The following is a 24,356-nucleotide window of genomic DNA, read 5'->3' as shown; positions in this document are numbered from 1 at the left end:
TCTTTTTTATTTATAATTCAAACTCAATCATCCAGATAAATATCATGATGTGATTTCTTCGATTTCAGCAGCATAAAAGCCAAGCCCAATCCAAGTCCTGCAACCAAAGCAATTTTCGTTTTCTTTCCGGGAACAGGAAGAATAGTATCACCATATATTTTGTGCGGTTCTGAAGACGGCTCAAGAACATTTCCTGATGTGGGTTCGCCATTTTTTAATTTCATCATCACACGCATTCCTGCTGAAGCGGTATTGATGATAACTTTTGGAAACATTTCGTAAAGATTTACTAAAACTCTTGAACGCACATCGGGAAAGAGATCTTTCTGAGGCTCTTTCGCCAACTGTACAATTTTATCGGCTGTATCTCTAGGATCGGAAGCAAATGGCGGAATTTTAAAATCTAAGCCCGAAAACTTTGCCGAATGGGAATTCCCTGTTGATCTCTGAATCTGGGGATAAAGGTTGGCAATATGAATATCAGGATAATCTGAGATTTCGCCGTGAAGACATTCCATCATTCCACGGATTCCGAATTTGGTGGAAGAGTAGACCGCACTGTACGGAGCCGGCATAAATCCGCCAATGGAAACATTATTGATTAAAATTCCTTCATTCTGTTCTTTAAAAAGCGGTAAAACCGAATACGCTCCGTGCATATACCCGAAAAGATTGGTCTTGATCACCTGCTCATGAACTTCCATAGGAATTTCTTCAAACTTTCCGCTTGCCATTACTCCGGCATTATTTACCCAGATATCAACTCTTCCGAATTCTTTTACTGCAGCTTTCAAAAGATGATCAACTTCCTCAGCTTTTGAAACATCGGTAGGTACTGCGATAGCACTTACGCCGAGATCAAGACATATTTTTAATGTTTCATCCAAAGCTTCGTGACCTCTTGCTGCGATTACGATGTTGCAGCCTTCAAAAGCGAATGCTTCAACAGTAGCTCTTCCGACACCGCTGCTTCCGCCCGTTACAACGACGGTTTTACCACGGAGACTTCTTTTTTCTAAACTGTTTTGTGATTTCATATGGTGATGTTTATAGATTTTGATATAAGTGTTGTTTAAAACCTATCTATTTTTACACCAAATACGAATTTTTTGAATATTAATTTTAATTCAATCCATTAAAAAATAAAAACACGAACCATTACGTTCGTGTCTGATTTGAAATAATATTTAATGCGTGTTTAATTGATATAAGTCTAGTTCAAGAAAATTGTTGTTTTTTATAAGCTCTTCTTTTCTTTCTTTTTCAATTTCCCGCATCATATCTTCCTGTGAATAAGTTTTCCCATCAAAAGTTATCGAAGCTTTTACAGAATCGGAGCCTAAGGTTTGACGCATATCTTTTACAGGATCTTTTTTGTAATCAGCCCAAAGTTTTCTGAATTTTTGTTCGTCTACTCCAATTTCCCTGTTTTTTTTGCTCAGCAGATTATCAGAATCAGCAATTACTTTTTTTGTTCCAATAAGTGTAAACTGATGATCTCCTTTAGTATCTTCAGCTTTTACAATTAAACCGGGCAAACCATACAATTCATGCGGACCGTCTTGCAATGGAATTTCAGGAGCAAACCACACTTTCCATTTTCTTCCGTGTAAAGTTGTAGTTGCTTTTTGAACTTCATATCCTAAAACTTTAGATTTTTCTTTGCTGATTTTCCAGTCAAGTTTTTTATCAATGTTAATTAATAATTGATTTGAACCAATATCTTTTTTCAAAGTACGCTTGTAATCAGGATATGTTTTTACGACTTCTGTATTTACTTTTGCCTGTTTTAAACCTGTGAAATCAAAATGAGCCTGCTGTGTTGCTTTTGCATTCTTAAAAGTTGCAGTCATTGTAGAATCATATACTTGTTTTGCCTGACTATAAAATTTAGAACCCTTTGGTGTGGTCTGCAAAACCATGTTTTCAGAATCGAACTTATCCCGGTTTAACGAGTCTATTTTAAATTTATATTCGTAAATAAATTGGTTAGACTGCGCAAAACAAAATCCTGTAAGAAGAACTAAAAAAATAGAGAATTTGATTTTCATAAGATTATTGATCTTAAAAGGTAACGCTTTCTTCCTTCATACTGTAAATAATCACATGCGAATCTTCTCGCTTACCGGTTTTATGAACAGATTTCGCAGCAAGAATCTTAAAGTTTTTTGGCCGATAAATCGTGTATGTTTCATCTTCTCCGTTGTAAATCACTTTTTCTGCATTCTCAAAAGAAATGTTATCGTTTTTCATTGTTACGTTTCCCTCGTAAGTTGTGGTTTTGTCCTCTGAATTTTTTTTCAATTTATCAGATTTAAACGAAAATGATTTCATCACCTTTTTTTCCTGACCAAATGAGATTTGTGAAAAAAGCAGAAACATAAAAATGCCAGAGATTGTAAAGTATCTTTTCATATATTCGATTTTAATAAAACGAAAATACAGATAAATCTCCACAATGTGTAAAATTTATTATTATTTATGAATTCTAATATCTTTTTAACTAAAAATTAAACAATCATCAGATTATGATTTCTCCTAATGGATTTACCTTATTTTTAGATTGGTCATTTTCATGTTCTTTTTGAGACTTTTGGAAGAAATGTTATTTTCAAATGTAAAAGGTACCGATTTCAGAGTCATATTTTTATCGGGAACCAAAACATTAAAATGCAGATGTTCACCAGAAACAAAGCCTGTTGCTCCGCTTAATCCGATGGGCTGATTTCTTTTCACAGCATCACCTACCTTCACCAAACTCCCGCCTTTTTTTAAATGAACGTATTGTGTAAAAATACCGCTGTGAGGGTGATATAAGGTAATATAATTGGCATACGGAATCCATTGTCTGTCTTCCTTTCCAAATTCATAATCTTTTATAACACCTACTACGAAACCATCATCTGCACTGGTCACCGTATCGCCGGTTTTCATATTAAAATCAATTGCATATCTGCTGTAATCACTGTCGTGACTGAAGCTTCCGTTATCAGATTGCATGATTCTATACATTTTACCCTGAGGAAAGGGTAGTGCAAGGTTAGTTGGGGTGATTTTTTTATTTTCGTCACCTAATGATATTATTACTGAGGAAAAATTTACTTTTTCTTTTACTAAGTTTCTTTTATAAGCTTTAAATATTTTTTCTGAATTTTCATGAATTACAAATTTCAGAGTGTCATCGATTACTTGATTTTCTTTTAAATAATCAGAGAAAAGATTGATCCTCAACGGACAGGATAACGGATTGTAAAGAACAATAGCAACAGTATCATTTTCATAGGTTGTTTTGAAATCTAACGAAAACTGATAGTACTTTTCTCCGGGTAATTCCTGTGCATTACAAAAAGAAAAAAACAGATATATAAAAATAAATATTGCTTTGCTAACCCTCATGACGTTTGTATCTCAATCAAAAATAAGTAAATTTTTCACAAGTACTTGAAAATAAAATCAACACAAGCCTTAGTTTTGGCTACAACAATCTTTGATTCGGTCACATTGTTCTTTTCTTGATTTCTCAACTTTGTACTGTAAAAATTAATCAATTAAAATAATTAAAAAATGAACACACAAAAAGTATGGTTTGTAACCGGAGCATCAAAAGGTTTAGGTTTAACCCTGGTAAAAAGATTATTAAATGAAGGACATTCTGTAGCTGCAACTTCCAGAAATGTTTCAGAATTGAAATCAGCAGTCGATTCTGAAAGTGCATCCTTCCTTCCTCTGGAAATGGACTTGATCAACGAAGCTAGTGTATCAGAATCAATCAAAAAAACAGCAGATCATTTTGGAAAGATCGACATTATTGTCAACAACGCCGGTTACGGACAGTTGGGAACTCTGGAAGAATTAACAGATGAAGAAAGCCGTAAAAATTTCGACACCAATGTATTTGGTTCGTTAAATGTTATCAGAAAAGCAATGCCTTATTTAAGAGAACAAAAAAACGGCCACATCATTAACATTGCTTCTATTGGCGGGCTTTCGGGCGACTTTCCTGGATGGGGAATTTATTGTGCAACTAAATTTGCTGTTGTAGGATTTACAGAATCATTAGCTGCTGAAGCAAAAGAATTCGGCATCAATGCAACCGTAATTTATCCTGGATATTTCAGAACTGATTTCTTAACGGGAGGTTCACTTCGCACTCCTGAAAGTGAAATTGAAGCTTACCAAACAGCAAGAGAAGTTCAGGCTGCGCACGAAAAAGAGATCAACGGAAATCAGCCTGGAGATCCTGAAAAAGCAGCTGCGGCAATGATAGAATTGGCGGCAATGGAAAATCCACCGGTTCATTTGGTTTTAGGTTCAGATGCATTTCAGATGGCGAATAGTAAATTAAGCTCACTTCAAGCTGAAATTTCAGACTTTAAAACTCTAAGTATTTCAACAGATTATTAAATTTGTAAGGCAACAGTTTCTTACTGTTGCCTAATTTTTAAAAAATATGGCAAACAGAAAATTATACAGCATCGATACGGTATCTGAACTTCACAAAATTTCAGGCTTATCACAACCGCAACATCCGTTGATCAGCCTTGTTGATTACAGTCAGGTAGAATATCAGATTGAAGAATCAGAAATCAGCTGGATTCAGGATTTGTATTTTATTGGTTTTAAAAGAGATTTGCAAGGGAAGCTTCATTATGGTCAAAGTCAATATGATTTTGATGGAGGTTTGCTTTGTTTTATCGCACCAAGACAGCTTGTGAAAATGATTATTGAGAAATATGATAAAAAACCTTCGGGATATCTTCTTGCATTTCACCCTGATTTTATCTGGAATACACCTTTGGCAAAAACCATTCATAAGTATGAATTTTTCGGTTATGATGTAAACGAAGCATTATTTCTTTCCGAAAAAGAAGAAGAAACCCTAATCGGGCTTTTCAAAGGAATTGAAAAAGAATATCAGTCGGGAATTGACCAGTTCACGCAAAGTATCATCATTTCACAGATTGAAGTAATTCTTAATTATTGCGAACGTTTTTATCAGCGACAGTTTATTACGAGAAAGAAAAGCAATCACCAGGTTTTAGATAAACTGGAATTTTTCCTGGAAGAATATTTTACCAATGAAAATATCATCAACAACGGGCTTCCAACAGCACAGTTAATCGCTGAACAGCTTAATGTTTCGACCAATTATTTAAGCTCTTTATTAAAATCACTTACCGGGCAAACCACACAGCAACACATCCACGGAAAATTGATTGAAAAAGCTAAAGAAAAGCTGTCTACAACTGATCTTACAGTAAGTGAGATTGCGTATGAACTAGGGTTTGAGCACTCACAGTCATTCAGTAAATTATTTAAAGCTAAAACAGATATTTCGCCTTTGGAATTCAGGAAATCATTCAATTAAAACCAAATTGCCCTCATTTTAAAATACTTTTTTAATGATTATTTAAATCCAAAATATTCATTTTATTTATACCTCGGTTCTGAAAAATGGCGTGTTAATCATTATCTTTACCTAAGTTTTCTCATCAGAAGAGATTTCAAACTTACATTTTCATGCTCAATTCTACTCAATCAGGAATTTCCAGAACGGTAATCTGGTCAATGTCAATTATTTCAGGACTTGTTGTTGCCAATAATTATTATAACCAGCCTTTATTAGGTTTAATTTCAAAAGATTTAAATGTTACCGAAAGTGCAGCCGGAAAAATCTCTGTTTTAACACAAATAGGTTATGCAATAGGATTGTTGCTAATTGTTCCGCTAGGTGACAAATTCTTAAGAAAAAGACTCATATTAATTGATTTACTTTTGGTTTTTGGAGCACTTTTGTGGATGACATTCGCTACAGAGCTATGGATGCTGTACGCGGCAAGTCTATTGATTGGAACTACTTCCGTAATTCCTCAGTTATTTGTACCGATTGCTGCAGAACTATCCTCAGAAAAAGAAAAAGCCGCCAACATCGGACTGGTTGTTTCTGGATTATTATTAGGAATTTTATTATCCCGTTTTATAGGTGGAATCGTTGGCGAAATGTGGGGCTGGAGAAGTATGTTCGGAATTGCAGCGGGATTAATGCTTTTAGTCTGGATTTTTGTCTATAAAATGCTTCCCGAAATGAAGCCTAATTTCAAAGGAACTTATTTTGAACTGATGAATTCTGTGTGGAATCTTGCAAAAACACAACCTGTTTTACAATTAGCATCTTTCCGTGGAGCAATGGCATTTGGGTCGATGTGCGCTCTGTTTACGACGTTAGTTTTTCATATGGAAAGACCGCCGTTTGAAGTCGGAGCTTCTGTTGTGGGAAGTTTTGGTTTAGCAGGTGCAGTCGGAGCTTTGGCCGCAGCAAAAGTTGGAAGTTTACAAAAGAGAATGAGCATTAACCGTATTATTTTTTATGCTCTTTTAATTCTCATCGGAAGCTGGGGATTCACTTATTTTGCAGGAAATACTTACTGGGGACTGATTGTCGGGGTAATTCTCGTTGATTTAGGAGTACAGTCAAGTCATATTATGAACCAAACCAATTACTTTCTGTTGAAAACTACTGCGGTAAACCGATTAAACACGGTTTATATGGTTTCTTATTTTATCGGAGGTTCATTGGGAACATATATTGCTTCTGTTGCATGGCAATATGCACAATGGGACGGTGTTTGCTTTGTGGGTGTTACGATGGGATTATTGGCTTTGGTAGCGCATGTTTTATTTGCAAGGAAAATCAATACTGAAAAATAATCAATACTTTAAAATAAAAATAAAATGAAAATAGAAATCTGGTCGGATGTAATGTGTCCGTTTTGTTATATCGGAAAGAAAAATTTTGAACAGGCTTTGGAAAGCTTACCTTTCAAAGATGAAGTAAAAGTAGAGTGGAAGAGTTTTCAGCTGGATCCAACTTTAGAACGGTCGGAAACAAAAACAACAGCAGAATATTTCAGAGAGAAAAAAGGTTTTTCTGAAGAACAGGCAAAGCAAATGACGAATCAGGTGATACAAATGGGAAAAGCTTCAGGAATTGATTTTAACTTTGAAAAAGCATTGATTACCAATACTTTTACAGCTCACAAACTTCTTCATTTAGCTAAAAAATACAATAAATCTTCAGAAATGGAGGAGGAGTTATTCAAAGCGCATTTTCTGGATGGTAAAAATGTTGGAGACATCGAAACTTTGGTTTCTTTAGCAATTTCTTTAGGAATCGATGCTGAAGAAGCAAAAAATTCTTTACAATCAGAAGAATTTGATTACGAAATCAATCAGGATATTTTAGAAGCCAGAAATAACAGAATTACAGGTGTTCCATTTTTCATTCTAAATGGAAAATATGGAGTTTCAGGAGCTCAACCGGCAGAAGTTTTAAAGAATGCATTAACCCAAACTTATGAGGAAACGGTAGTTCCTTTTAAAGATAATTCTTCTCAAAATAATCTTTCCTGTGACGCAAATGGTTGCTCAATTTAACATAATATAATTCATGATTACCTTAAATAAAGAATTAGCATATCCGATTTCAGAGACACTTTTTGTTTTTGCACTGGATTATGAAGCCGGAAAAGTTTTTGATCATACCAGAAAATTAATTACCGGAATCGGAAAAGTAAATGCCGCAATTGAACTTACAAAAGCCATCCAGAAGAAAAAACCAAAACTGATTGTCAATCTCGGTTCAGCGGGTGGAAACGGTTTTCAGAAAGGTGAAGTCATTTGCTGTACTCAGTTTATTCAGCGTGATATGGATGTGAGAGGTTTAGGCTTTAAAAAATTTGAAACTCCGCTGTGTAATATTCCTATAATTTTGGAAAACGGATTAAAAATGGATAATCTGAAAGAAGGAATTTGTGGAACTGGTGACAGTTTTGAGATGAATCACATCAACACAGAATATAATGTTATTGACATGGAAGCTTATCCTTTAGCATTGATTGCAAGACAGGAAAATATTCCGTTTTTATGTCTAAAATATATTTCCGATGATGCCGGAAGTGAAGCGGCAGATGATTGGTCGGTTCAGGTACACTTAGCTTCTGAAGCTTTTAAACAAATATTATTTACAAAGATTTTACCTTAGGAAAATTAAAAAATAAATCTTTGATGAATTATGGAGAATATTTCCGGAAAAATGATACAATTGAAGAGTAATCTAAATATAGAAATTCAATTTTAACCATGAAAAATTATATATTTTTAGCATTTGCAATACTTTTCGAATCTGTTGCAACATCTTTTTTAAAAAGCATCTGAAGGATTTACAAAACCTTTACAAACTATAATTTTTGTTATAGCAATGTCAGCTTCGTTTTATTTACTGACTCATGCGATCAAAGTTATCCCAATTGGAATTGCTTATGCAATTTGGTCAGCCGTTGGAATTGTTTTAATTTCTTTGGTAGGTTATTTTGTTTACAAACAAACTCTTGATCTTCCTGCAATTTTAGGAATTGCCTTAATCATTATTGGAGTTGTTATTATCAATATATTTTCAAAATCGGCATCTCATTAATTATAGAAAGAGATATTGAGGTTTTTTAATGTATAGAAAAATATCCAATTTAACATAATATAAATTATAGGACTTTTTTATACTATGAAGTGTGAAGTAATAATAATGCTAATTAGTGGAATCTTTTAGAGAATAAACCCAATTTATAATTGATAAAAATCTTTTAATTCGATCAGTTATTCAATTTATATTTTTTAAGCGATTCTCAGCGATTAGCATTTTGTATTTATTTCAATAATTATATTTAAAAAATTAATAAACTACTGTTAGGAATCAAACAAATTCTTGGAAGAAAAATCTTAACCGATTTTCAACGATTAGCTTCCCGTTAAATTAGAATTACTTTAAAAATCTTCATCATTCAAATCACAATGATTAAATTAGCAGATATAAAATTTAACATAATATTGAAATTATGAAAAAGTATATTGTAATCAGTGCATTTTCTGTTTTGTTGATGAATTGTACTAAAAAAAATGAAACTGTAAAACCTGTAACGACTACAGATTCTATCGAAACTCCCGCTGAACCGGTTGTAGACACTTTAGGCGCTAAAACATTCTGTTATGTTGGCGTTACCGGAAAAGACAGTGTTTTTGTGAGTCTGGATGACAACTTAGGTACATTTTCAGGAAAAATGGCTTACAAAAACAGTGAAAAAGACAGTTCAAAAGGTGAATTATCAGGCTTTAAATCTGGCGACACTTTGAAACTGACTTACGAATTTGCCTCAGAAGGAACTACCAGCAAAAGAGATATTTTCTTCATCCAAAAAGGAAATACTTTGACAGAAGGAATTGGAAATCAAAAAGATGAAAACGGAACAATGCGTTATGCCGATGAAAAGAAAATTTCATACAAAGACGGTCAGAAACTGGAGTCCGCAGACTGCAAAACTGTTTCAAAAGCTTTGCAATAATTTAAATCATATTAAAAATGCAGCTCTTAGAAGCTGCATTTTTTTATTTATAATTCACTGTTAAAAGTCTGAATAAAATCTTCAACAGCTTCATTATGAGTATTCCATGAAGTTATCAAACGAATTGCCGATAAATTTTCATCAATTTTTTTCCAGACATAAAATTCAAATTTTTCAGATAAAACTTCAATCATTTTATTACTTAAAATTGGGAAAATCTGATTGGTATACGTATCAGAAAGGAATTGCACTCCCCTTTCAGAAAATGCTTTTTTAATCTTCATTGCTTGTTGATTAGCATTTTTAGCCAAATCAAAATACAAATCATTCTGCATCAATTCCAAAAACTGAATTCCCAAAAGTCTTCCTTTGGCCAGCAACGCACCTTTTTGTTTGATATTAAAGGCAAAATCCAGCTGCAAATCTTTATTATTGATGACAATTGCTTCTCCTAATAAAGCTCCGTTTTTAGTTCCGCCTAAATAAAAAACATCAGTCAATTTAGCAATATCTTTTAAGGTTAAATCACTGATTTCGGATGTTAAAGCATGACCCAATCTTGCTCCGTCCATAAAAAGATAAAGATTATTTTCTCTGCAGAATATTGAAAGATTTTCCAGTTCTTCTTTAGAATAAATCGTTCCTAATTCTGTCGAGTTTGAAATATAAACCAACTTCGGCATTACCTGATGTGGAATATTTTTATGGTTTTCTAAAACAGGAATTACATCTAAAGGAGTCAGTTTTCCGTCTTCTTTTTCTATGCTCAAAACTTTATGTCCGGTTGCTTCAATCGCTCCGGTTTCATTGTTCAAAATATGTCCGGTTGCTGCCGAAATTACACATTGATAAGGTCTTAAAATCGAAGAAATGACGATCAGGTTCGCCTGTGTTCCGCCTGAAACAAAATAAATTTCAGAATCAGGATTTTCAATTTTATTTTTAATTAAACTTTTAGCTTTCTGAGAATATTCATCATCGCCATAACCAGCCTGCTGATCGAGATTATTCCGAAGAAGAGATTCTAAAATCTGTGGATGACAACCTTCAGAATAATCGTTTTTAAAGGAAAATTTCATAGAGTAAAATTAAAAAAACTTAAACGAACAAGACCCATGTTTAAAAAATATTTTGTTAGATTTGTAATGAAAATCATCTAACATTTTGAAAACAACATTAACAGAAGAAAATTATCTGAAAGCTTTGTTTCATGTAGTTGACCATGAAGGGAAAGTGACGATTAACGAGTTGAGCAAATTTCTCAATGTAAAAATGCCGAGCGTTAACAACATGATGAAGAAATTCGCAGAGAAAAACTGGGTAATTTACGAAACGTATAAGCCCCTCAAAGTTACCGAAAAAGGTCGGCGTGAAGCTGCTTTAGTTGTAAGAAAACACCGTCTTACCGAAATGTTTCTGGTTAAAAAAATGAACTTCGGCTGGGAAAATGTGCACGAGATTGCAGAACAATTAGAACACGTTCATTCCAACGTTTTCTTTGATAAAATGGATGAAATATTGGATTATCCTAAATTTGATCCACATGGCGAACCAATTCCTGATAAAGACGGAAATATTATCGCCCAGGATTTACAGAAATTAAGCAACTGTAAAGTAGGTGAAACGGTAGTTTTTGCTTCTGTCACTTTATCCGACGACGCTTTTCTGAATTATCTTACTGAAAGAAATCTTCTTTTAAATACGAAAATTAAGATTCTTAAAATTGAAGATTTTGACAAATCAATTACAATAGAAATTTCAGGAAAAACAGAGATTCTCAGCAAAAAAGCAACAGAAAAGATTTTGGTGAAACATTAATTTATCTCTTTTATTTCACCTAATTTCTTGGGCTTTTTACTTAATAAAAATACGGTTGAAATAATCAGTAAACTTCCAATCCAGTCAATGATTGAGAATGATACATTCAGCCAAAGTACCGCCAAAACAGTTGCCGACAGAGGTTCCATTGAAGCGAGAAGACTTGTTTTTTGTCCGCCAATAATTTGTACTGCGGTAAGATAAGCGTAAAAAGCAATCAAAGTTCCGAAAATAACGATAAAAGCGGTGTACCAATACGTCTGAAAATCCCAAATTCCTTCAATACTAAAAGGAGATTTTACAAAGCTGAAAACAAAACCGCCACATAACATTTCCCATCCGATTACAACCGATGATTTATATTTTGAAAGCAATTTTACGGGCTGTAAAGTATAGATTGCCAATGCAACTGCGGAAGCTAAACCAAAAAATAAAGCTGTTCCTGAAATGCTTAAACTGTCGATATTTCCGTGAGTGACCAATAAAAAGGTTCCGGCAATCGCTAAAATAATCGCCAGAAACTCTATCATCAAGGGAATTTTTTTGTTTTTAAATGCCAAATAAATCGCAATCACAACCGGACCAGCGTATTGTAAAACCGTTGCTGTTGCAGCATTTGAATGTTTTATGGCTGCAAAATACGTGTACTGAACAGCCAACATTCCTGTGATGCTGAAAACTGTAAGCTGAATGGCATCTTTTTTATTTTTCCAAATAGAAAATAAATCAGATTTTTCGATGAATTTTGCGAATACGAGTAAACAGATTCCTGAAATCAGCATTCTGATGGTAATCAGCCATTCGATATTAATTCCTCGTTGCTGAAATAAAAACTGTCCGAAAGTTCCTGAAACTCCCCAAAGCAAAGCTGCGATTACAGCCAACAAAAATCCTTTAAAAACATTCATCCCAATTGATTTATTTTGCAAATTTGCATCAAAAACCAATTGCTTTTTAACGAAATTTAGATAGTTTTTTGCAATTTTGTTTCATATTAATACCAATACTGTGAAATCACTTGACCAATTTGATACTGCCATTTTAAAAATTCTTCAGAAAGATAATTTAACTCCACAAAGAGATATTGGCGAAAGCATCGGTCTTTCAGCAGCTGCAGTTCAGCGAAGAATTAAACGGATGCGAGATTCAGGAATCATTAAAGCCGACGTTTCTGTAATCGACATCAATAAGATCAATCATTGTGTAACTTTGGTTGTGGAAGTTTTTATGGAAAGCGAAAAGATTGAATTGCTTGATTATGCAAAGTCTGTTTTCACATCAACTCCGGAAGTTCAGCAATGTTATTTTGTAACTGGAGATTCAGATTTTATCCTGATTATCGTAGTTCCTTCTATGAAGGATTATGAAATTTTAACGAGAAAAATTTTTTATAGCAATAAAAATATCAAACATTTCCGAACGATGGTGAATATGGATACTCTGAAATCTACTCTTGAATTGCCGGGTGAGATTTTGCAGCAATTAGAATAACTGAGCTTTCATAATTTTTAAAATAAAAAACCTCTTGATGAGAGGTTTTAAAAAATTTATTGAAAATTAGATTTTAATTTATCAGAAAGTTCTTTATCAATTTTACTGCTGTTTTTAATCTTTTCATAGATTTTTCTGGCTTTTTTCTCCAACGAAGCATCTTTATTTTCTTTAGCATTTATAATCATTGAAAGCGCATAAAGTGCTAAATATCCGTCATCTTTTTTATATGCTGAATAAACCTCTTCCAAATAAGGCAGACTATATCTGTAATCTTCCTTGAGTGCATACAAAATACCAAACATATATTTCACATCTGATTTTACCTCACCTTCTCTCTCATACAAACCTTCTGCAATTTTTAGATTTTTCAATCCCAAATCATAATCTCCTAAAATAATAGCTGTATTGCCAATTCCGTAGAAACCTTCCGGATTAGTCGGGAAATACTTGGTCATTTCCTCATATTTATTACGAGCTTTATCAACAGCTCCAAACAGCATAAACTCAATCGCTAAATTCTGTTTAAATTCTAATGATTTATTTTGAGCTAAACTATCGGCAACGTAATAATATGTAAGAGCTTCTTTATGCTTTTCTTGTAATCTGAAAAGGTATCCTGCCATAAAAAATGCATCACAATATGTTGAATCTTTTGCGGCTACATCTACCATAGCACGTGTAGCTTTATCATATAGATTCGGAAATTGGAGGGCTTTTATTACCGCATCAAATCTTTTCTTAGAATTTTCATTTTGAGGTGTGCAGTAGTTCTTTTTACCCGAAAAATAGTTTTCCTGACAAATTCCTTTTATTGAAATAATCAGAGTTAAAATAATTAATAGTTTTTTCATGCTCAAAAATAAAAAAAGCGGATCAAAAATCCACTTTAAAATTATTTTGATAATTTATTTCAAATACTTTGTAATCGCTTCATCAGTTGGTTTCACCTTACTTACGAAACTGTCGATTAACTTACCGTTTTCATCCAATAAAAACTTAGTAAAATTCCACTGAATTTCTGTGTCTTTTACACCATTCAGACTTTTTTCTGAAACATATTTAAAAATTGGCGCAGTGTCATCGCCTTTTACCGAAACTTTAGATGCTAAAGGAAAAGTTACTCCATAATTTTTCTGGCAAAAAGCTCCAATTTCAACATTGCTTCCTGGTTCTTGTCCGCCAAAATTGTTTGCTGGAAAACCTACCACAACAAGTTTGTCTTTATATTCATTTGAAAGCTTTTCCAAATCTGCATATTGAGGTGTAAATCCGCACTCTGAAGCCGTGTTTACAATAAGAATTTTCTTGCCTTTAAAATCTGCGAAATTAATGGTTTTACCTTCTTCAAGCGCATCTACCTTGTAATCGTATATTGATTTTGACATAACTTTGTTTGTTTTTACTTTAGAAACTTCATTTTTTTTCTGTGCACAGCTGTTAAAGAATGCACCCAATGAAATCATCACTATGAAAATCTGTTTCATATCTGGAATTTTTTAATTAAAATTTAAAACTGTTTGCCGGAAATACTTTATTGATTTCCACTTTATTCAGAAGCATTACATAATCGCCATCTTTTTTGGCACTCGATGATTCTATTCTGAAGGGCATCATCAAATTTCCTACCTTTTTGTAATCTGAATATGTTAAAGTTTCGTCTTTTTTCATTTCCTTTAAAAGCATAAAAGATTTTGTATCGAAATAATAGTAGTTTTTGTTCACGTTTTTAGTCAGTTCCACTTTGTGACAGTAAATCTCTCCTACTTTTTCTTTGCCTAAATATTTTGCTTCAAAACCTTTATTTTCCCAATCGATAAAATCATTATCGAAACTTTCAGGAACATATTCCTTGTATTCCTGTAACTTATTGGTCGCATAATTCATTGCATACCCTTTTGTTCCGTCATAGCCTTCAATCGCAGTATCTTTTCCGCCAATTGTAATTACAGTTTTCGTTAAATTTGGTCTTTGCTGATATATTTTGATAGGATATTCATCTTTAATTCCTAAAATTACTTTTCCCTGAAGTAATACTGAATTTAAAAGCTTCCAATTGGTTAATCCACCCGATAATTCTATGTTTTTGTCGATAATTTCTTTAGCAGTCTGAGCGAAAGATAATTGCGAAATAATCAGAACGAAAACGATAAGTAATTTCTTCATTAAATCAATTTATAAATTCAAATATAAGGCTTTTTTAATTTGAAAATTTGAAAATGAGATAATTTGAAAATGCCTAACTATACGTTGAATTTTCAAATTATCGAATTAACACATTTTCAAATTAACTTCCTTGCCTTTTCCAAATCTTCCGGCGTATCGATTCCTACTCCGATGAAATTGGTTTCAATTAATTTAATTTTCATTCCGTATTCCAGATAACGGATGCATTCTATTTTTTCTGAAATTTCCAAAGGTTTCATTTCCAATTTTGAGAACTGAAGCAAAGCATGTTTTCTGAAAGCATAAACTCCGATGTGTTTGAAATAATCAACATTGTAAGAAATTTCTCTATGAAAAGGAATCACAGAACGGCTAAAATACAAAGCAAAACCATTGTTATCGGTTATTACTTTTACATTATTCGGGTTTTCAATTTCTTCTTTTTCGTGAAGCTTTAATTTTAAAGAAGCTAAAGAAATCTCCTGATTATCGTCTGCTTTAAAAACATCAATCAGTTGTTGCAAAGGCTCTAATTTTAAAAACGGTTCGTCTCCCTGAACGTTGATCACAATATCACAGTCGATATTCTGTACTGCTTCGGCAATTCGATCGCTTCCTGTTTCATGTTGCCCCGTCATTACTGCTTTTCCGCCATGATTTTGAATTTCATTAAAAATGATTTCGGAATCTGTTGCTACAAAAACTTCATCGAAAAGTCCGGTTTCCACAACATTTTGATAGGTTGTTGTAATGACTGTTTTGTTTCCCAAAATCTGCATCAGTTTTGCGGGAAAACGGCTGGCTTCGTAACGTGCGGGAATAACAGCAATAATTTTCATTTTATAATAGGTCTAATTTTTAAAATTTATTTTTTGACCGCAAAAGAGTCAAAAGATTTTAGTTCTTAAATAAGTATTTCAAAAGTTTTCAAAAAAAATAATTCACATTTGAATTTACATTTTGCTAACTTTTTTTGGTCTTTTTCCAATCATTCTTTTGTTTCTTTTGCTGTAAAAACATTTTAATTTTTAGTTTAAATAATTAACTAAAAAGATGATTCCGTAAATCCAGGAAATATACAGAAATGAATAAAAAAATCCGAATGCTACACTTTTCAGAAGATTGTCTTTACAGCTTTTCGAATTTTTAAATACCAATCGTAAAGCTCGGAAAAAAATCCAATATAACATGGCGACAAAAAATAAAATCGTAGCCCAAAAGAAGATTCCTAAAAAATATAACAGAAAAACAAGAACAACCGTAAATAAAATCCATAAAATAACCGAAAGTATCACACCTCCACATCCTTCTGCCTCGCCTAAATCAGGAACATCGAAATCTAAGCCGTCAATTTTCGGAGTTTTGTCTACGTATTTTTTAATTCTTTCTTTATGTAAAATATGACCTACATTATCTTTAAGTTTCCATCCAAAATAAAGTCCAGAACTTATAAAAATAAAAAATGCTGCGGCTAAAATTGAGGTCGAAACAATAGAATTTTGAAACAGCGTTCGGTGAGAATTTGTTCCGGAAAGCCAAACACTCAAAATAACCAAAATAATAACCGCTAAAGTGGTAAAGCTTAACCATTTTGTTTCAACAAATGTTTTTTTCGAAAATTTCATCGATGAATTCTGAATGTTTTTTTAATTACATATTTCGGTCAAAAAAAAATTGCCGAAGTACAAACCTTTGGCAATTTATGCGATTTTTCTTAAAACTCAAATTCTCCAATCAGAATTTTGCTGTCATTTTCTCGTTTGTTTTCTTTCTGGCTCTGGAAAACAGCAATTTTTCTCTCCTGTCTTCCGTCTGAATAATACAAGTAAACTTCAGCCATAATCGTTGTTGGCCCTGAAAGAATATTCTGTCTTTCGCCAAAGAAATTGGTTTTAATTTTATATTTTCCTTTAACCGCTTTTTTCAATAAAAACTGTTCCGGACCAAAACCTTGCGTAAAATCATTACTGATTCTACCACCGATTGCCGTCGATTTATGCTGATAAGAGCAATCCTCTCCTTTCGGATCTGTTACCCAAAGATCGATATCAGTATTATCTTTGTTCCAATTAATCACTACACGAATATCTACAGGCAAATCTGCTTTTAAACGGTCATCGATTTTGCTTCCATCAACGTTTTTATTTTGCTTTAAAATATTGTTGATTTCCATAATCAGGATTTCTTCGATTCCGTTGTCACGGATAGAAATTTCGTCTGTGAATTCCTGATACAGGAGAGATTTATAAATATTTAAAGCTTCCTGTTGTCTTTTGTTATCCACCAAAGCCAATGCGTAATCTCTGTGACTTTGCGCATCAAAAGGTCGCCATTCTAGAATTTTCTGTGTAATCCAAAGTTCTTTATCGTAATGACCTCTTTGTTTCAAAAGATAATAAATCGTTTTATACAGTTCCTCATTTTCAAGATCAAGTTCAGCCAATGTACTCAGAACTTTTAATGAAAGCGCTTTGTCTCCTTTTTTGAAAAGTAATTTAGAAATATCAAAATAATAAGAAACCTGCTTTTCATGTTTTGAACGGTTTTCTAAATATTTCTGATAAATGACATCTGCAGACTGTAAATTCTGAAAATCTCTCATGTATTCTGCCGTGCTTTCTACGTCGACTAAAGTGATTTTTCCTTTTGGTTGAGATTCTTTTTCAACTATCTTGGCTGAACTCGATACTTCTCTTACAACATTTGCTGAAGCATTGTATCCCACAACAACTACTTCTTCAAGTCTTTGATTGTTTACAGTATCTCTTATAGATTGATTTGATACTTTCGGATATTCCTTTTTCTCTACAGGTTTAAATTCTGTATTCCACCAGGTTTTTAATTCTCTCGTTTTATCAAAAGCTTTAGATAAAAGATTTTTTCTCTGTTCTAAAACTCTGCCTTTACTATTGGCGATAATTTTCTGATAATCCGCTAATAATTCCTGTGGCGGCATAATTTTGTAGCGTACATAATCATTAATATCATCCAGAACAATTAAACTTGTATTTTTACTTACCACCCCAAATTGTTCGCTGATAATTTTAATTTCCTGGCGGTTTTGTGTGGAATTTAATTCCAGCTCATTGATTTTTCTCTGAGCCCAAAACTGTGCGATTTGCCAATTTTCCAATTGTTGTGCTTTTGAAAAATCTACCGATGTTTCGAATTTATCATTTCCAACTGAAAAAACAGCGGTTAATTTGCCAGCATTTCCGTTTGTAATTCCAAAAATATTGACTGGTTCATTGATGACCGAACCTATATTTGGAAACAATTCCTGCATATTCGGATTTTCTTTAAATCCTAAGAAACGAACGGGTAATTTTTTGTAAGCTTTTAAAGCTGACTGCGTATCCAATTCATTTAAATTAATAAAATTTCCACCAGACTGATTCGCTAATAATTTAAGCAAGTTAAAATCTGAAGTCGGGGTACTTGAAATGCTGTTTAAAGGTTTTTTAAACTTCATCGTTAAATCTCCAAAATTGGAAATTCCGTCAGAAAATAAAAGATATTCTTCTACCCCATTTATTTCTTTCAAAGCTCCGAAATCAGTTCCGCCATCGTATTTTACATTTAAAATTCTATTTTTCAGTTCGCTCCAGTTTCCGTGAGAAATACTGAATTCTTCTGCTTTTTCAAAAGTATTATTCAACAGAGAAAAAGAAACGGAAACATTTTTATTATCTGAAAAATAAGCATCTAAAAATTGTAATTCTTTATCACGGTTTCTCTTTGAACCACTGTAAGAATTATCCCAAATAATGGCAATTTTCTGAGATTTAGGTTTTTCTTTGACAGGAAAATCTAATCCTACATTGGCTGCAAAATAAAATTTATCTCCCGAAGCTTTTTGCAAGACAACATTGGATGAATTCTGATTTTTTGGAATGGTTACTTTTAAACTTTCGTTGGGTGTAAAATCTGTTTTGCTAATTTCAGCAATCCACTGATTTCCCTGTTTCTGAAACGCAAAATTTCCGTCAGGATTTTCTAAAATCTTTGGTACAGTCGCCGTTTCGCTAATCCATACTTTCAGATTGAATTTAGGAATTGTCGTTGCATTAGCAAAGCTTAAAAAGTATTGATAATCGGAAGCGAAATTCTTCAATTCCTGATGATAAGTAATCTGAATGGTTCTTGTTCCTTTTTCAGGCAACGGATAAATTCTGGTTCTGAAATTGTTGCCTTCTACTTTCTCAATAATTCCGGGATCAACATTTCTTCTTTCAATGCTTTCGAAAACTTCTTTAGCTCTTTCCTTTGGAACAGGAACTGCATTTCTGAGTTTTCCGTTGATGTCTAAAGCATAGCCACTCACCGAAACACCTTCCGGAAGCGGAAAAGTAAGGTTTCCTTCCAAAATTCTGTTGCTTGGATTATAAAAAGTATATGTTGCCGTTGTTGTCGCAAGATTGCCTAAAATTTTGGTATCAATTTTAGCTTCCTGAAGAATGACAGGATTTTTTTTCTGGTTCTCCACTTCCAGTGTGGGAATTTGTGCAAACGCAACACTGAAAGCCAGTGTTGCCATAAGGCTGATTATTTTTTTCATAATGAATTGTGTTTTAATTAATATGATCAACTTTTGCTTCTGCCGCTAAAAACGGGTACACAGAATTAATCTCCTTAGCGATAATTCCGAAATTATAACCCTGCACTTTTTCAACGCCGCTGAAATTAACGGCGATTAATTGTCCGCAATTATTAAAAATCGGTGAACCGCTTGCTCCGTGCGTTGAAGTTACGCTGTACTGAATTTTTGTTCCGTCTGATTCTTTGCTGATTTGCCCGTCATACAACTGTACTTTAATTCCGGAAATGGTTTGCGCCAAATCTTCACCTAAAGGATAGCCGATCATTACTGCTTTTTCTCCTGGACGCAAAGACTGATCATCCGTTACAGCATTATCAAGGCTAATGATATTTACAACCGTATTTGGCGTTTCTTTGGTAGTCAGTTGTAAAACCCCTAAGTCTACGGATTGATCTTCCGAAACTTTCTCAATCGTACATGGCAGAAATTCTTCTGCAGAATTATGCAAAGCCACCGAAATATCGATCGTTTTCATATAAACTTCAATATCTTCTTCGGAAACATAATCTTTCTGCGGAATTGATGCTGCAATATCTACTGCTTCTGCTGTTGAATCTACAGCCGGTTCATCCGATGTTACAAATTCTTCTCCCTGATCTGCTTCTCCTTCACCGCCGTGATAATCGCCTTCACCTTCATCACTATATTCTGAAGAAGCATTTCCCCAATTGGATGCAATAAAAGTTTCATAGCCGTCTTCCGAAATATCCGTGGTAAGAATTGATGCGATTTTTCTTCGGATGTTTGAAGCATCTGTATTAATTTGATCAATATTTTCAGGCGAATTCCAAGGTTGAAGAACATGACTGTTGGAAATCATATTTCCTTTTTTGTCAACAAAGAAAGCTGTTCCGAAAAGGGTTTGCTCAGAAGCTTCGGGAATATTGAGCTGAACTTCCTTTCCTTTAATCTTTGCGAAAAAAGCATATCTGTGTTTTACCATAACAACAGCATCTTTGTACGCATCATAAATTTTTGTGTCGGTATCTAAACAGACATTTTCAGTGATAGGTTCTACCTGATGATTTTTATAATATTGATATCCAAAATAAGAAATTCCACCTAAAAGAATGATTCCTCCTAAGCTGAAAAATGCGATTTTATAGGGGTTTCTTTTCTTTTTTTCAGTTACAGGTAAAGTTTCCTGTGATTTTTGGTCTACAGATTCTGTTTTGATTTCATCTGTAGGATTTTGAGGAATTAAATTTTCCGATCCCAGATTTTTTTGTTCCAAAATATCATCAGAAGGCGAATTATTGTTCTGTTGTGGCTTATTCTGATCCAACTCATTATGGTTGGATTCATTTTTTTCATGATCCATTCGTGCTCAGTATTAAGTGTTTATAATAAAAAAGTTGATCCTTAATAAAAGAATCAACTTGTGGTATAAATTTAAAAAAATATTTTAAACTATTTTAAATTATTTAGGGCATTCTCTAATTTAGGCATCATAACAGAAATTTCATCAGTTGCCAAACCTCCCACTGAAGCTCTGAACCAAGGCTCAGATTTTTCTTCTCCAAAAGCTGAGAACGGAACTAAAGCAACTCCAGCTTCATTAATCAGATAGAAAACCAAGTCTGAAGAATTTTCAATCACCGTTCCGTCAGGCTTTGTTTTTCCGATATAATCTAATTTAATCGTAAGATATAAAGCTCCCATCGGTTCGATGCTTTCTACGGCTAGACCTTTGTTTTTTAAATCCTGAATTCCGTTGTGAAGAACTTTTAAGCTTTCTTCCAGTTTTGCTTTAAAATCATTGATAAATCCATTTACATTATCCGCATTCTGAAAATATTTTGCAGTAGCTTCCTGCTCCGGTTTTGGCGCCCAAGCTCCAACGTGAGTCAACAAAGCTTTCATTTTGTCGATTACCTGAGTAGGACCAAATCCCCATCCTACACGAACTCCGGTTGCAGCAAGACATTTAGAGATACCTTCTATATAAATCGTAAATTCTCTCATTTCAGGATAAAGAGAAACCGGATCGACATGTTTTGCACCGAAAGTAAGATTAGAATAAATCTGGTCGTACATTAGGTACAACGGTTTTTCGTCTGCACCTCTTTTTGCATTTTCTTCCAAAATCATTTCACAGATTTCTCTCAACTGAGCTTCTGTAAACATGGTTCCAGTTGGGTTCAGCGGTGAACAAAGTGCCAAAAGAACAGCACCGTCTAAGTGTGGTTTCAATTCTGCAGCCGTTGGTAAGAAATTGTTTTCCGGGGTTGTTTTTACTTCAATAGCATTTGCAGAAGTAAGATAGGCGTAATGATTGTTGTTCCAAGACGGAATAGGGTAAATTACTTTATCGCCTTCATCCACGATTGTTTTGTAAACCGCATAAATCAAAGGTCTTGAACCTGCTGTAATCAGAATATCATTCGCAGAATAATCTAAATTCCATCTCGATTTTAAATCTTTAGAAACTTCATTTCTCAACGATAACAATCCGTTTGCAGGTGGATAATTCGTTAAATTATTCTGATATGCTTTCTGAATTTCTTCTTTTAATTCTGCAGGAATCGGATAAATATTGGAATTCAAATCACCAATGGTCAGATTGGCAATTTCTGCTCCTTTCGCCTTTAAATCATTTACTTCATTACCAATTTTTACAATTTCAGAACCAATGAGGTTCGCTGCTAATTTTGAAACTTTCACTTTTTATATATTAGATGTTAAATGTTATAAGTTATTAATTATGAGTTATGAGTTTTTGCCTTTTGTAGTGATAATAATACTTCTAATTATTTTCAAAATTTCCACTGCTGGATTTTTTAATTTTTCAAATTCTTCTTTTGAAATATATTGAGTTTCAAATAAAAGTTCCAACCAATAAATTGTTTCATCACATTCTTTCTGAGAGATGGATAATTTATGAATAAAATCCAATCTACTCTGAGCATTTAAAGCTTCACGTACATTTGCACCTATAGAAGTTCCTGAGCGCAAAAGCTGCTTAGATAAAACGTATTCTTTTTTATCGACAATGAACTTTCTATAAAAATTAACAATAATTATAGCGAAATCAAAACTTTTCTTACCAACAATGCTTTCACTCATAATTTATAATTCAAAACTTATAACTAATTATATTAATTCAACTGAAGATCTTTTCTTACTTCTTCTATTTTTTGTTCTAAAGATTTCAGCGTTGACTTAAAATCTTCTTTTGAGTTTAAATTTTGTTTTACAGAAACATAAAATTTAATTTTTGGTTCTGTTCCGGAAGGTCTTACACAAACTTTTGTTCCGTCCTGAGTGTAATAAATTAAAACATTCGATTTTGGAATGTCATTCATCACATGTTTTTCATTTTCAGAAACTACGAAATTAGTCTGCTCTTTAAAATCTTTAACCTCTTCCACTAAAGAACCTGCCAATGATTTTGGCGGATTTTCACGAAAATTCTTCATCATATTCTGAATCTCTTCTGCTCCGTCTCTACCTTTTTTAACGATATTAATTAAACCTTCGTAATACATTCCGGTTTCCTGATAGATTTCAATCAGATATTCGTACATTGTTTTTCCGTTGGCTTTGCACCAAGCTGCAATTTCACAAGCTAAAATGATACTTCCGCAAGAATCTTTATCGCGAACGAAATCCCCGGTCATAAATCCGAAACTTTCTTCTCCGCCGCAGACAAATTTTTCCTGGCCTTCAAAATCACGGATCATTTTACCGATCCATTTGAAACCTGTCAATCCAACTTTGCAGTCAACATCGAATTTTTCAGCAATATCAAAGAAAATATCAGAAGTTACAATCGTTGAGCCAATGAATTCTTTTCCTGTGATTTTGCCTTGCTTTTTCCACTGATCCAAAATATAATACGTTAAAATCGTATTACACTGGTTTCCGTTTAATAATTGAATTTCTCCTTCAAGGTTTTTTACGGCAATCCCAAGTCTGTCTCCATCCGGGTCTGTTCCGATCACGATATCTGCATTGGTGATTTTTGCTAAATCCATTGCCATTTCCAAAGCTGCAGGTTCTTCAGGATTCGGAGAATCTACGGTCGGGAAATTTCCGCTTGGAATCATCTGTTCTTTTACCAAATCGATTTTTTTGAAACCTGCTTTTTCTAAAGCTTTTGGCACCGTTGTATAAGTAGTTCCGTGAATGGAGGTAAAAACAATATTCAGATTACCTTTTCCAACATCCTGATAAGTTGAGTTTTCAATACACGCATCGATATAAACATCATCCTGCTCCTCTCCGATCCACTCAATTAAATCGTCATTCCCGTTAAATTTAATTTCTTCAAATTTTACAGAATATACTTCATTGATAATCGCTTCGTCATGTGGCGGAACGATTTGCGCTCCGTCATTCCAATATACTTTATAACCGTTGTATTCCGGTGGGTTGTGAGAAGCCGTCAATACAATTCCTCCATTGCATTTTTTGTCACGAACCGTGAAAGACAATTCCGGAGTTGGTCTGTGGTTTTTGAAAAGCAGAACTTTAATTCCGTTTGCCGTTAGAACATCAGCTACCAATTTTCCGAATTCTTTTGAATTATTTCTCACGTCATAAGCAATCGCAACACTGATTTGTTCACCTTGAAATTGCTGTAACATATAATTCGCAAGTCCTTGTGTTGCTTGACCTAACGTGTATTTATTTAAACGATTGGTTCCAACACCCATAATTCCCCTCATTCCTCCTGTTCCGAATTCTAATTCTCTGTAAAAAGAGTCTTCTAAATCGGGAGAATTGCTGTCGATTAATAATTGAACAGCATCTTTTGTTTCCTGATCAAATGAGTCACCTAACCAAAGCTTCGCTTTTTCTAATGTTGTCATATTTGTATTTTGTAAATTTTCTGGCTGGAAGTTAGGAGATGGGTGCTGGAAGTTTTCCAACCCAACTCTTAATTT

General features: G+C 33.5%; 24 protein-coding genes and 1 pseudogene. 9 read left to right on the top strand and 16 right to left on the bottom strand.

Annotated features, from left to right (window positions below; translation table 11 throughout):
- Nucleotides 1-23: 23 nt before the first annotated feature.
- The 4 genes from ACR1PN_RS09910 to ACR1PN_RS09895 all read right to left on the bottom strand — a co-directional run bounded on the left by ACR1PN_RS09910 (nucleotide 24) and on the right by ACR1PN_RS09895 (nucleotide 3,396).
- Nucleotides 24-1,037, bottom strand: a complete 1,014-nt coding sequence (locus ACR1PN_RS09910) for an SDR family NAD(P)-dependent oxidoreductase (RefSeq protein WP_433979912.1) — start codon at nucleotides 1,035-1,037, stop codon at nucleotides 24-26.
- Nucleotides 1,038-1,187: 150 nt separating this feature from the next.
- Complete coding sequence (locus tag ACR1PN_RS09905; protein WP_433979911.1) at nucleotides 1,188-2,051, bottom strand: GLPGLI family protein; 864 nt, start codon at nucleotides 2,049-2,051, stop codon at nucleotides 1,188-1,190.
- Nucleotides 2,052-2,064: 13 nt separating this feature from the next.
- Complete coding sequence (locus ACR1PN_RS09900) at nucleotides 2,065-2,304, bottom strand: hypothetical protein (protein WP_378171683.1); 240 nt, start codon at nucleotides 2,302-2,304, stop codon at nucleotides 2,065-2,067.
- Between the two features lie 243 nt (nucleotides 2,305-2,547).
- Complete coding sequence (locus ACR1PN_RS09895; RefSeq protein WP_433979910.1) at nucleotides 2,548-3,396, bottom strand: M23 family metallopeptidase; 849 nt, start codon at nucleotides 3,394-3,396, stop codon at nucleotides 2,548-2,550.
- Nucleotides 3,397-3,564: 168 nt separating this feature from the next.
- Between ACR1PN_RS09895 and ACR1PN_RS09890 the strand changes: the two genes are divergently transcribed.
- The 7 genes and pseudogenes from ACR1PN_RS09890 to ACR1PN_RS09860 all read left to right on the top strand — a co-directional run bounded on the left by ACR1PN_RS09890 (nucleotide 3,565) and on the right by ACR1PN_RS09860 (nucleotide 9,392).
- On the top strand, nucleotides 3,565-4,404 hold the full coding sequence (locus tag ACR1PN_RS09890) for an oxidoreductase (RefSeq protein ID WP_378171681.1): 840 nt from the start codon (nucleotides 3,565-3,567) through the stop codon (nucleotides 4,402-4,404).
- Nucleotides 4,405-4,450: 46 nt separating this feature from the next.
- Nucleotides 4,451-5,368, top strand: coding sequence for a helix-turn-helix domain-containing protein (locus ACR1PN_RS09885; protein WP_433979909.1), 918 nt, complete (start codon nucleotides 4,451-4,453; stop codon nucleotides 5,366-5,368).
- Between the two features lie 152 nt (nucleotides 5,369-5,520).
- Entirely contained in the window at nucleotides 5,521-6,708 is a 1,188-nt protein-coding gene (locus ACR1PN_RS09880) for an MFS transporter (protein WP_433979908.1), read from the top strand.
- A gap of 24 nt (nucleotides 6,709-6,732) precedes the next feature.
- Entirely contained in the window at nucleotides 6,733-7,434 is a 702-nt protein-coding gene (locus ACR1PN_RS09875; protein WP_433979907.1) for a DsbA family oxidoreductase, read from the top strand.
- A gap of 13 nt (nucleotides 7,435-7,447) precedes the next feature.
- Complete coding sequence (locus ACR1PN_RS09870) at nucleotides 7,448-8,041, top strand: nucleosidase (protein ID WP_433979906.1); 594 nt, start codon at nucleotides 7,448-7,450, stop codon at nucleotides 8,039-8,041.
- Nucleotides 8,042-8,139: 98 nt separating this feature from the next.
- Nucleotides 8,140-8,473, top strand: a pseudogene (locus ACR1PN_RS09865) (DMT family transporter).
- A gap of 415 nt (nucleotides 8,474-8,888) precedes the next feature.
- A complete protein-coding gene (locus ACR1PN_RS09860) occupies nucleotides 8,889-9,392 on the top strand; it encodes a hypothetical protein (protein ID WP_433979905.1) in 504 nt (167 codons plus the stop codon).
- Nucleotides 9,393-9,439: 47 nt separating this feature from the next.
- Here the strand turns inward: ACR1PN_RS09860 and ACR1PN_RS09855 are convergent, their stop codons facing one another.
- Nucleotides 9,440-10,471, bottom strand: coding sequence for a threonine aldolase family protein (locus ACR1PN_RS09855; protein ID WP_433979904.1), 1,032 nt, complete (start codon nucleotides 10,469-10,471; stop codon nucleotides 9,440-9,442).
- 85 nt (nucleotides 10,472-10,556) lie between these two features.
- On the opposite strand from ACR1PN_RS09855, the gene ACR1PN_RS09850 reads away from it, so the two are divergent.
- The gene (locus ACR1PN_RS09850; RefSeq protein ID WP_433979903.1) at nucleotides 10,557-11,210 is read left to right on the top strand and encodes a metal-dependent transcriptional regulator; all 654 of its coding nucleotides are present in this window, start codon (nucleotides 10,557-10,559) and stop codon (nucleotides 11,208-11,210) included.
- Here the strand turns inward: ACR1PN_RS09850 and ACR1PN_RS09845 are convergent.
- On the bottom strand, nucleotides 11,207-12,118 hold the full coding sequence (locus ACR1PN_RS09845) for a DMT family transporter (RefSeq protein WP_433979902.1): 912 nt from the start codon (nucleotides 12,116-12,118) through the stop codon (nucleotides 11,207-11,209). The two genes, ACR1PN_RS09850 and ACR1PN_RS09845, sit on opposite strands and share 4 nt — an antisense overlap.
- A gap of 100 nt (nucleotides 12,119-12,218) precedes the next feature.
- Between ACR1PN_RS09845 and ACR1PN_RS09840 the strand changes: the two genes are divergently transcribed.
- The gene (locus ACR1PN_RS09840) at nucleotides 12,219-12,701 is read left to right on the top strand and encodes an Lrp/AsnC family transcriptional regulator (protein WP_378171671.1); all 483 of its coding nucleotides are present in this window, start codon (nucleotides 12,219-12,221) and stop codon (nucleotides 12,699-12,701) included.
- A 56-nt stretch (nucleotides 12,702-12,757) separates the two neighbouring features.
- On the opposite strand, the gene ACR1PN_RS09835 is transcribed toward ACR1PN_RS09840, so the two are convergent.
- From ACR1PN_RS09835 to ACR1PN_RS09790, 10 genes are all read right to left on the bottom strand, one after another.
- Nucleotides 12,758-13,555: a tetratricopeptide repeat protein gene (locus tag ACR1PN_RS09835; RefSeq protein WP_433979901.1), complete on the bottom strand. Its 798-nt coding sequence runs from the start codon at nucleotides 13,553-13,555 to the stop codon at nucleotides 12,758-12,760.
- Between the two features lie 54 nt (nucleotides 13,556-13,609).
- Nucleotides 13,610-14,188, bottom strand: a complete 579-nt coding sequence (locus ACR1PN_RS09830; protein ID WP_433979900.1) for a glutathione peroxidase — start codon at nucleotides 14,186-14,188, stop codon at nucleotides 13,610-13,612.
- A 16-nt stretch (nucleotides 14,189-14,204) separates the two neighbouring features.
- Nucleotides 14,205-14,867, bottom strand: coding sequence for a histidine kinase (locus tag ACR1PN_RS09825; protein WP_433979899.1), 663 nt, complete (start codon nucleotides 14,865-14,867; stop codon nucleotides 14,205-14,207).
- 116 nt (nucleotides 14,868-14,983) lie between these two features.
- On the bottom strand, nucleotides 14,984-15,706 hold the full coding sequence (gene kdsB, locus ACR1PN_RS09820; protein ID WP_433979898.1) for a 3-deoxy-manno-octulosonate cytidylyltransferase: 723 nt from the start codon (nucleotides 15,704-15,706) through the stop codon (nucleotides 14,984-14,986).
- Between the two features lie 189 nt (nucleotides 15,707-15,895).
- Nucleotides 15,896-16,492, bottom strand: coding sequence for a hypothetical protein (locus ACR1PN_RS09815; protein ID WP_433979897.1), 597 nt, complete (start codon nucleotides 16,490-16,492; stop codon nucleotides 15,896-15,898).
- Nucleotides 16,493-16,581: 89 nt separating this feature from the next.
- On the bottom strand, nucleotides 16,582-19,425 hold the full coding sequence (locus ACR1PN_RS09810; protein ID WP_433979896.1) for a VIT domain-containing protein: 2,844 nt from the start codon (nucleotides 19,423-19,425) through the stop codon (nucleotides 16,582-16,584).
- 13 nt (nucleotides 19,426-19,438) lie between these two features.
- On the bottom strand, nucleotides 19,439-20,788 hold the full coding sequence (locus ACR1PN_RS09805) for a S1 family peptidase (RefSeq protein WP_433979895.1): 1,350 nt from the start codon (nucleotides 20,786-20,788) through the stop codon (nucleotides 19,439-19,441).
- Between the two features lie 89 nt (nucleotides 20,789-20,877).
- Entirely contained in the window at nucleotides 20,878-22,131 is a 1,254-nt protein-coding gene (locus ACR1PN_RS09800) for a pyridoxal phosphate-dependent aminotransferase (RefSeq protein ID WP_433979894.1), read from the bottom strand.
- 45 nt (nucleotides 22,132-22,176) lie between these two features.
- Entirely contained in the window at nucleotides 22,177-22,533 is a 357-nt protein-coding gene (locus tag ACR1PN_RS09795) for a four helix bundle protein (RefSeq protein WP_433979893.1), read from the bottom strand.
- Nucleotides 22,534-22,565: 32 nt separating this feature from the next.
- Entirely contained in the window at nucleotides 22,566-24,281 is a 1,716-nt protein-coding gene (locus ACR1PN_RS09790; protein ID WP_433979892.1) for a phospho-sugar mutase, read from the bottom strand.
- Nucleotides 24,282-24,356 lie beyond the last annotated feature (75 nt).

The organism is Chryseobacterium sp. RLHN22 (genome assembly GCF_051011795.1).
In the GTDB taxonomy this organism is placed as follows: domain Bacteria; phylum Bacteroidota; class Bacteroidia; order Flavobacteriales; family Weeksellaceae; genus Chryseobacterium; species Chryseobacterium zhengzhouense.
This window is presented reverse-complemented; position numbering and strand designations above follow the sequence as displayed.

Excerpts from the sequence above, each read along its gene's own strand:
- ACR1PN_RS09910 (WP_433979912.1), bottom strand. The coding sequence starts at position 1,037 with ATGAAATCACAAAACAGTTTAGAAAAAAGAAGTCTCCGTGGTAAAACC.
- ACR1PN_RS09905 (WP_433979911.1), bottom strand. The coding sequence starts at position 2,051 with ATGAAAATCAAATTCTCTATTTTTTTAGTTCTTCTTACAGGATTTTGT.
- ACR1PN_RS09895 (WP_433979910.1), bottom strand. The coding sequence starts at position 3,396 with ATGAGGGTTAGCAAAGCAATATTTATTTTTATATATCTGTTTTTTTCT.
- ACR1PN_RS09890 (WP_378171681.1), top strand. The coding sequence starts at position 3,565 with ATGAACACACAAAAAGTATGGTTTGTAACCGGAGCATCAAAAGGTTTA.
- ACR1PN_RS09885 (WP_433979909.1), top strand. The coding sequence starts at position 4,451 with ATGGCAAACAGAAAATTATACAGCATCGATACGGTATCTGAACTTCAC.
- ACR1PN_RS09880 (WP_433979908.1), top strand. The coding sequence starts at position 5,521 with ATGCTCAATTCTACTCAATCAGGAATTTCCAGAACGGTAATCTGGTCA.
- ACR1PN_RS09875 (WP_433979907.1), top strand. The coding sequence starts at position 6,733 with ATGAAAATAGAAATCTGGTCGGATGTAATGTGTCCGTTTTGTTATATC.
- ACR1PN_RS09870 (WP_433979906.1), top strand. The coding sequence starts at position 7,448 with ATGATTACCTTAAATAAAGAATTAGCATATCCGATTTCAGAGACACTT.
- ACR1PN_RS09860 (WP_433979905.1), top strand. The coding sequence starts at position 8,889 with ATGAAAAAGTATATTGTAATCAGTGCATTTTCTGTTTTGTTGATGAAT.
- ACR1PN_RS09855 (WP_433979904.1), bottom strand. The coding sequence starts at position 10,471 with ATGAAATTTTCCTTTAAAAACGATTATTCTGAAGGTTGTCATCCACAG.
- ACR1PN_RS09845 (WP_433979902.1), bottom strand. The coding sequence starts at position 12,118 with ATGAATGTTTTTAAAGGATTTTTGTTGGCTGTAATCGCAGCTTTGCTT.
- ACR1PN_RS09835 (WP_433979901.1), bottom strand. The coding sequence starts at position 13,555 with ATGAAAAAACTATTAATTATTTTAACTCTGATTATTTCAATAAAAGGA.
- ACR1PN_RS09830 (WP_433979900.1), bottom strand. The coding sequence starts at position 14,188 with ATGAAACAGATTTTCATAGTGATGATTTCATTGGGTGCATTCTTTAAC.
- ACR1PN_RS09825 (WP_433979899.1), bottom strand. The coding sequence starts at position 14,867 with ATGAAGAAATTACTTATCGTTTTCGTTCTGATTATTTCGCAATTATCT.
- kdsB (WP_433979898.1), bottom strand. The coding sequence starts at position 15,706 with ATGAAAATTATTGCTGTTATTCCCGCACGTTACGAAGCCAGCCGTTTT.
- ACR1PN_RS09815 (WP_433979897.1), bottom strand. The coding sequence starts at position 16,492 with ATGAAATTTTCGAAAAAAACATTTGTTGAAACAAAATGGTTAAGCTTT.
- ACR1PN_RS09810 (WP_433979896.1), bottom strand. The coding sequence starts at position 19,425 with ATGAAAAAAATAATCAGCCTTATGGCAACACTGGCTTTCAGTGTTGCG.
- ACR1PN_RS09805 (WP_433979895.1), bottom strand. The coding sequence starts at position 20,788 with ATGGATCATGAAAAAAATGAATCCAACCATAATGAGTTGGATCAGAAT.
- ACR1PN_RS09795 (WP_433979893.1), bottom strand. The coding sequence starts at position 22,533 with ATGAGTGAAAGCATTGTTGGTAAGAAAAGTTTTGATTTCGCTATAATT.
- ACR1PN_RS09790 (WP_433979892.1), bottom strand. The coding sequence starts at position 24,281 with ATGACAACATTAGAAAAAGCGAAGCTTTGGTTAGGTGACTCATTTGAT.